At 71.6% G+C, this 6850-nt stretch carries 9 protein-coding genes; 5 read left to right on the plus strand and 4 right to left on the minus strand.

Annotated features, from left to right (window positions below):
• Positions 1-32: 32 nt before the first annotated feature.
• Complete coding sequence (locus NBX02_RS03995) at positions 33-425, minus strand: type II toxin-antitoxin system VapC family toxin (protein ID WP_250283596.1); 393 nt, start codon at positions 423-425, stop codon at positions 33-35.
• A complete protein-coding gene (locus NBX02_RS04000; protein WP_250283598.1) occupies positions 422-658 on the minus strand; it encodes a FitA-like ribbon-helix-helix domain-containing protein in 237 nt (78 codons plus the stop codon). Before NBX02_RS04000 ends, NBX02_RS03995 begins: the two co-directional genes overlap by 4 nt.
• A 227-nt stretch (positions 659-885) precedes the next feature.
• On the opposite strand from NBX02_RS04000, the gene NBX02_RS04005 reads away from it, so the two are divergent.
• A complete protein-coding gene (locus tag NBX02_RS04005; protein WP_250283600.1) occupies positions 886-1764 on the plus strand; it encodes a 2,3,4,5-tetrahydropyridine-2,6-dicarboxylate N-succinyltransferase in 879 nt (292 codons plus the stop codon).
• An 80-nt stretch (positions 1765-1844) separates the two neighbouring features.
• Positions 1845-2996 carry a succinyl-diaminopimelate desuccinylase gene (dapE, locus tag NBX02_RS04010; protein ID WP_250290037.1) on the plus strand — a complete coding sequence of 384 codons (1152 nt, stop codon included), beginning with the start codon at positions 1845-1847 and terminating at the stop codon, positions 2994-2996.
• Between the two features lie 111 nt (positions 2997-3107).
• On the opposite strand, the gene NBX02_RS04015 is transcribed toward dapE, so the two are convergent.
• Positions 3108-3869, minus strand: a complete 762-nt coding sequence (locus NBX02_RS04015) for a tyrosine-protein phosphatase (RefSeq protein ID WP_250283604.1) — start codon at positions 3867-3869, stop codon at positions 3108-3110.
• Between the two features lie 519 nt (positions 3870-4388).
• Positions 4389-5201 (minus strand): dihydropteroate synthase, encoded by an 813-nt coding sequence (folP, locus tag NBX02_RS04020; protein WP_445548256.1) that lies wholly within the window; start codon positions 5199-5201, stop codon positions 4389-4391.
• A 316-nt stretch (positions 5202-5517) separates the two neighbouring features.
• On the opposite strand from folP, the gene NBX02_RS04025 reads away from it, so the two are divergent.
• From NBX02_RS04025 to NBX02_RS04035, 3 genes are all read left to right on the plus strand, one after another.
• Complete coding sequence (locus NBX02_RS04025) at positions 5518-5991, plus strand: DivIVA domain-containing protein (RefSeq protein ID WP_250283607.1); 474 nt, start codon at positions 5518-5520, stop codon at positions 5989-5991.
• Positions 5992-6320: 329 nt separating this feature from the next.
• On the plus strand, positions 6321-6488 hold the full coding sequence (locus NBX02_RS04030) for a DUF3117 domain-containing protein (protein WP_013872340.1): 168 nt from the start codon (positions 6321-6323) through the stop codon (positions 6486-6488).
• A gap of 105 nt (positions 6489-6593) precedes the next feature.
• On the plus strand, positions 6594-6850 hold a 257-nt coding region (locus tag NBX02_RS04035; protein WP_445548255.1), incomplete at its 3' end, for a M17 family peptidase N-terminal domain-containing protein.

Consider the following 6850-nt stretch of genomic DNA (forward strand, 5'->3'; position numbering starts at 1 on the left):
GGGGAAAGCCCGGATGGTGGGGTGCCTTCGGTCTACGGGGTTGTGAAGGAGCAGCGGGGGCCGGTGGCCTTGGCCAGCCGGAGATCCAGGGTGGCAAGCTTGGCGTCCAGCGACTCGGCGAGCGCCACGTACCAGCCGTCGTACGCGGTGATGTTCTCCCGCAGCTCCCACACCCGGGTGGCGAACGGCTCGTAGGCGAACAGTTCGACCCGTAGGCTCAGCAGGTCCGCGTGGGCCAGGGCGGCGGTGTCCGCCGAGATCTCACCGGCCAGGGCGGCCCGCCGCAGCACATTCGTGACCTCCACCGGCATGAGATGAGGCGCGGCCAGGTCATCGGTGGCAAGCAGGTGGTCCGCCCAGGTCCCGACCGGGCCGCTGTCGACGAGTGCCGCGACCACGAGACCGGAGTCGACGACGAGGGTCATCTGCGGTCGGCGTCATGGTGGCCGAGGATCGACTCGACCGACAGGTGGCTGCCAACGCGTTGCTTGCGGTCACGGACCCGTGTGAGCAGCACCTCCGCGTCCGGCCGCCGGGCCAGTTCGATCAACTGGGAGCGCAGGTACTCCTGGAGGGAACGGCCGCTGAGCGCGGCCCGCGCGGCGAGTTCGTCACGGGTCCCGTCAGGGACGTCCCGAATCGTGATTGCGGTGACCATAGCAGCATTCTGCTGCTGGAAGCAGCGGATAGCAAGCGGCTGGCGTATGCCTGCAGACGTCTCGTCGGTGGTCCGCCGGGTCTGTCGGTGAGTTTCTGCTGTGTCCGTCGGTGTGCGATACGGGGATCTTTATCGGACAGGCTGATCGTGTTCTCGGCCGGCCCGGGCGGGGCCGGGGGAGGCAATCGGTTGGGCAGCCGCTGGTCCGCCTCGTTAAGGTCGTGACCGTGAGCAGCTCAGCCAGGATTTCCGACTCCGCCGGCTCCGCCGCCGGCCCAGCCGTCGACTCGGCCATCGATCCCGTCATCGACACGTTGTGGGAGAACCCCGACGTGTCCGAGACGCCGGACGGCCGCGACGTGTACGACGTCGTAGTCGAAGCGGTCAGCCTGTTGGACGCAGGGAAGGCGCGGGTCGCCCACGTCACCGACACCGGTGACGTCGTCGTGGACGAGCGGGCCAAGCGTGCCATCCTGCTCGCCTTCCGGGTCCTGCCGATGGCCGAGTCCGCCGCCGGGGACTTTCGCTACCACGACCGGGTGCCGTTGAAGACGTCCTTCGACGGGGTGCGGGTGGTGCCGGGCGCGATCGTCCGCTGGGGCGCGTATGTCGAGCCCGGCGCGGTGCTCATGCCGAGCTACACCAACATCGGCGGATACGTCGGGGCCGGCACCCTGGTCGACACCTGGGCGACGGTCGGCTCCTGCGCGCAGATCGGCCGTCGGGTGCACCTGTCCGGCGGCGTCGGCATCGGCGGGGTGCTGGAGCCGCCGAACGCGAAGCCGGTGGTGGTCGAGGACGACGCGTTCATCGGCAGCCGGTGCATGGTCGTGGAGGGCGCGCGGGTGCGTCGCGGCGCGAAGCTCGGCGCGGGCGCGATCCTGACCGCGTCCACCCATGTCTTCGACGCGGACACCGGCGAGGAGTACCCCCGGGGCGAGATCCCCGAGCGGGCGGTCGCGGTCGGGTCCAGCCGGGTGAAGTCGTTCCCCGGCGGGGACTACGCGCTGCCGTGCGTCCTCGTGCTGCGGACCCTCGCCGAAGGCGAGATCCACGACAAGCTCGCGCTCAACGACGTCCTGCGGGAGCACGGTGTCGCACCCTGAGCCGGGGAGGCGAGGCAACGGGGAGAGATGCCGACGAGGGAGACGAAGCGACGGGGAGACGAAGCGACGTGAGCCCGGGCATGCGCCTTGATCTGAGCCTGTCGGCGACGGAGCTGACCCGCGCTGTCGTCGACATCCCCTCGCCGAGCGGGGCCGAGAGCACGCTCGCGGACGCGGTCGAGGAGGCCCTGACCGGCCTCGGCGGGCTGCGGGTGGACCGTGACGGCGACGCGGTCGTGGCCCGGACCGGGCTGGGCCGGCAGACCCGGGTGCTGCTCGCCGGGCATCTGGACACCGTCCCGGTCGCGGACAACCTGCCCAGCCGGCTGGTGGACGGGCACCTGTACGGATGCGGGACCTCGGACATGAAAGCCGGGGTGGCCGTGATGCTGCGGCTGGCGGCCGCTCTCGCCGGCTCAGCCGCGCCCGCTGGGCCCGCCGGCTCCGCTGGTGTCGCTTCGTCCGCATGGTCCGGGGGCTTCGTTCCCGCGCACGACGTGACCTGGGTCTTCTACGACAACGAGGAGGTCGACGCCGTCCGCAACGGCCTGCGCCGCCTGGCCGCGAACCACCGGGACTGGCTGGACGCCGACCTCGCGCTGCTCCTGGAGCCGACATCGGGCGAGATCGAGGCCGGCTGCCAGGGCACCCTGCGGGTGGCCGTCACGGTGCCGGGACGCCGGGCGCACTCGGCCCGGTCATGGCTCGGGGAGAACGCGATCCACCGGGCCGCGCCGTTACTGGAACGGCTCGCCAGCTACCAGCCGCGGACGGTGACGATCGACGGCTGTGTGTACCGGGAGGGCCTCAACGCCGTACGGATCACCGGCGGAGTGGCCGGCAACATCATTCCGGACGCGTGCGAGGTCCTGGTCAACTACAGGTTCGCTCCGGACCGTGATGTCACCCAGGCGCTCGGTCACGTCCGGGAGGCCCTGGACGGGTTCCCGGTCGAACTGACCGACAGCGCGGCCGGCGCGCTGCCCGGGCTGACCGCGCCGGCCGCGGCCGCGTTCGTCCAGGCGGTGGGGCGCACGCCCGTCGCCAAGTACGGCTGGACCGACGTGGCCCGGTTCGCCGCCCTTGGCATCCCGGCGCTCAACTACGGCCCGGGTGATCCCAACCTTGCCCATACCCGGGACGAACACGTCGCGCTGGGGCTGATCGACGCCGCCGAGGACGTGCTGCACCGCTATCTGGCCGGGCCGGCCGCCGGCCGCGGGCGGCGGTGAGCGCGCCGGCGTCATGACGCGAACCCGTCGTAGGGGGATCGCTGTGGGAGGGGCCGGAGCGGGAAGGGCTGGAGCGGGAAGGGCTGGAGCGGGAAGGACCGGCCGTGCGCATCAGCGGGTGATGCCGGCAATACCCGGGACGAGACCGGCGCGCAGCGCGTCGATGATCGGTGTGGGTATGCCGGTCGAAGCCGCCCAGGCCAGGACACCGCCGTTTCGTGACCGCAGCAGGTCGAGGAACATGTCCATGGTCCGGGCCTGCAGCAGTGCCGGGCCGAGCCCGGCCGGGCTCGACGCGCCGTACAGTGGATTCTGCTCCAGCCGGGCGGCGATGTGGTGCGCGTGGTGGTTGCTGCGCAGGAAGTCCCGCGCGATCTCGTCGTTCCTGACCCCGACCAGGCTCAGGAGAATAGCCGCTATGAGACCGGTCCGGTCCCGGCCGGCGGCACAGTGGAAAAGGACGGGGACGTTCCTGTCCAGGGAATCGGCGATGATGCCGAAAACCTTCCCGATGGTGGCTGAGCCTTCCATGAGGTTCTTGTAGTAGCCCTCGGCGAGCGCCGCGGGATCGCGGCCGTCGGGAAACGGCTCCCGGCCGATCCGGCCCTCCGGCATCACGGAGAGATGGTATGTCTCGAGTTCCGGGAAGATGCGCTGGTCCTGCAGCCCGTCACCGTCGGCCTCCTCGGCCGTCCGCAGGTCGATGATGACACCGATTCCCGCTGCGTCCAGGAGATAGCCGCGGTCGCTCGCCGACAGGCCGTGCAGCGCGTCCGACCTGAACACGAGCCCGTGCCGGGTGGCCTGCTCGTCGTGCAGCGCCAGTCCACCAAGATCCCGGAAGTTGAACAGGCTGTCGAACTCGAAGGACACTGGCCGGCCCCCTCGACATGTATAAAAAGATCTTGCCGTCCGGTGGCAGAAGTGAATCCTACCCCAGGCCCGGGGCCCGCGAGGTGTCCGTTGAAATCACATCCGGCAACAAGTGGTGGGCGGAGGGCCCGGAATATGTCATGACCCGACGGCGCCGGGGAACGGCCGTCGGCTGCCCGTTGCCTTCGTGCCGGGCGCCGGAGGTACGCGCCGTGGCCGGCCCGGCCTCGCGGCAGGGCCGGCCACACGCTGGGCGCGGCCGGCGGGGCGGGCGGTATCCCGGTGCCTGGTAATCAGAGCGGATCCGGCCCGTGACGACATACGGGATTCACGTCCACAACAATTCCGTAATAACTGGGCCGGAATAGGCGGCGAAGTGGTGGCACCGTAACGTCCGGGACAGGTGTCGGGAATCGGGCGGCCCCGTCCTCGTGACGGGCTCCGGTGGCCCCGGGAGGCGATCGCCGGAACGCGGGAGGCCCGTTCCGGGCGCGGGGCCGCGCCGTGTCCGCAACGTCGCTACGCGAGAGCCCGGCGCGAGACGGCGAGGTCGCGGGTGCCGCGGATCGCCGCCACCGTCTCCAGGATCTTCCGGGTCGGTGCCACCTGGTGGGCCCGGAAGATCCTGGCGCCGAGCCACGCGCTCACCGCGGTCGCGGCCAGGGTGCCTTCCAGCCGCTCCGTCACGGGGCTGTCGAGGACCTCGCCGATGAAGTCCTTGTTCGACAGGGCGACGAGCACCGGCCATCCGGTGGCGGCCAGTTCCGGCAGCCGGCGGGTCGCCTCCAGGGAGTGGCGGCTGTTCTTGCCGAAGTCGTGCCCGGGATCGACGATGATGCCCTCGGGCCGCACGCCGAGCGCCCTGGCGCGTTCGGCGAGCCCGGTCGTCGTGGCGACGATGTCGGCGACCACATCGTCGTAGGTGACCCGGTGCGGGCGGGTACGCGGCGGCTGGTGCCCGGCGTGGGTGCAGACCAGGCCCAGCCCGTGCTCGGCGGCGACCTCGGCGAGCCGGGGGTCGGCGCCGCCCCACGCGTCGTTGAGCAGGTCGGCGCCCTCGGTCGCCACGATCCGGCCGACCTCGGCGCGCCAGGTGTCCACACTGATCACGATGTCGGGGTGCCTGGCGCGGACCAGCGCGACGAACCCGCCGACCCGGCGCAGCTCCTCGGCGGTGTCGACATCCTCACCGGGAGCGGCCTTGACCCCGCCTATGTCGATGATCCGGGCGCCTTCCGCGACCGCGCGCTCGACGGCGGCCAGCGCCTCGCGCTCGCCGTAGGTGGCGCCCCGGTCGAAGAAGGAGTCCGGCGTCCGGTTGACGATCGCCATGATCACCAGGTCGGACGGGTGGAACGTCGACGAACCGAGCCGCAGGTCGCCACCACAGCCCGCGGGGAACACCGGGAGAGGGGCATCCGGTGCTCCTGGCGTACCGGCGGTCCCGACGTCGGTGGGCATCCGGGCCAGCTTAGCTGGTCACCCGTCCACGGACCGCCGCGCGGCCGAGGGGCAGGGGCCGCCGGCCGGCTGTGGGCAGGGGCCGCCGCGCATCGCGGACTTCCCCGAGCAGCCCGGCAACGGCGGCAAGCGCGCGGAAGGGGTGGCACATGCGGCGGGACTCCGCCAGCCGTGTAACGATCGTTGGGTGTTGCTCGCTGTCGAGATCGTGGTTGTCGCCGCCATCGTCTTCGCTGTCGCGGCCCTGGCGGTGGGCAGGTTCGACCGGTTGTCGCCCGCTCCGCGCGACGCGGCTGACCAGCGCCTGCCGTCACCGACGATGTCCGCGGACGATGTGGCCGGTATCCGGTTCGAGATGGCGCTACGGGGATACCGGATGGCCGACGTGGACGCGGTGCTTGCGCGCCTTGCCGGCGAGCTCGCCTGGCGTGACGCCGAACTCGCGCGGCGGGACGAGGAGATGGTGCGGCTGGCCTCCTTCGCCCGGCTCGATCGCTACCCCTGGCCCGCCCGGGGCGCGGACCAGGATGGCTGGGGCAGCCAGGCCGAGGGCCCGGATGTCACGGGCACCCGCCAGCCGACGGACGCCGCCGGCATACGGCGTCTGTCGGGCACACCGGACGGCCCGCACGGCCCGCTGCCCGCGCCGCCGCCGGGCTGACGCCTGCCAGCGCCGTGCCTGCCGGCGGGCTGCTGGCGCCCCGCCAGGCCCTGGCGGCGGCGTGGCGTGTTGTGCTGCTGTTGTGTCGAGCCGCGGCGGGTGGCGTGCGGGCGACACGGCGGTGACTTTCCCGTCGTCCACGGTGTCCTTATCGTTGGTGTTGGTTCGAATCGTGTTCGTGTTGGCGGTCCGGGGGTGCCTTTGGTGGTTTGCGGACCTGTCAGCCTGTGTCTGTTGTGGCGCTGCGGGGTGACGTGTTTCGGTTCCCGGCCTGTTCTCCGGGATAATCGCTGGTGGTAGCAGGTCCGACGGCAGGAAGAGGTGCACCGATGGCGGCCATGAAGCCGCGGACGGGTGACGGTCCGCTCGAGGTCACCAAAGAGGGGCGCAGCATAATCATGCGCGTCCCGCTCGAAGGGGGTGGCCGTCTCGTGGTGGAGCTGTTGCCTGACGAAGCGAAAGATCTTGGGGACGCCCTGAAGTCGGCGGCCGGCTAAGCGTGCGCAGCCAGCGTGCCTGACGTTGTGGACAGTGGTTGGGCTGCTGCCCGTCCGCCGATTGTGAGGCCGTGGGCCGGCGCCCCGCTGGACGCCGGTGCCCCGGTGCTGGCTTTGCTGACCCTCCCGCCGGAGAAGGCGGGTGCGTTCGCGGTGGTCACCCCGGCCGGGCGCGCGGTCGGCGAGTCCCTCGGCATCGATCTTGATCTTCTGCTTGCGGGGGAACGCGCCAGCGGTGACCAGGGCGAGGTGATCGCCATCCCGCTGGGGCGTGCTGCCGGCCCGCGTAAGCTGCTGCTGGTGGGGGCCGGCAAGCGGGACGCGGCGGCGTGGCGGGCCGCCGGTGCCGCGCTGGCCCGCCG

Source organism: Protofrankia sp. CiP1_Cm_nod1 (genome assembly GCF_920888515.1).
GTDB lineage: Bacteria > Actinomycetota > Actinomycetes > Frankiales > Frankiaceae > Protofrankia.